The sequence below is a fragment of the Rhizobium ecuadorense genome (assembly GCF_001187535.1).
GTDB lineage: Bacteria > Pseudomonadota > Alphaproteobacteria > Rhizobiales > Rhizobiaceae > Rhizobium > Rhizobium ecuadorense.
Genome location: NZ_LFIO01000848.1, coordinates 1 through 233, shown reverse-complemented (window position 1 = coordinate 233; position 233 = coordinate 1). Strand labels below are relative to the sequence as shown.

At 63.9% G+C, this 233-nt stretch carries 1 protein-coding gene; it reads left to right on the top strand.

Translation table 11 applies throughout. The features are described 5' to 3' along the window. Nucleotides 1-233, top strand: a 233-nt coding sequence (locus tag AF337_RS14855) for a PfkB family carbohydrate kinase (RefSeq protein ID WP_244471262.1), incomplete at both ends; no start/stop codon positions are given.

The following is a 233-nucleotide window of genomic DNA, read 5'->3' as shown; positions in this document are numbered from 1 at the left end:
GGTGAGGACCGTCGACACGCTCGCAGCCGGCGATATCTTCCATGGCGCTTTTGCGCTGGCTACTGCGGAAGGCTTGCCGATCGAAGAGACGATGCGATTGTCATCCATGGCGGCAGCACTCAAATGCCGGGTATTCGGTGGACGTATCGGTGCGCCCACCAGAGCCGAGGTCCACGATGCCCTGCGGGATTGGGGCGCTGGGCGGTACTCTTGGCGGGCAGGCAGAGCGGAGA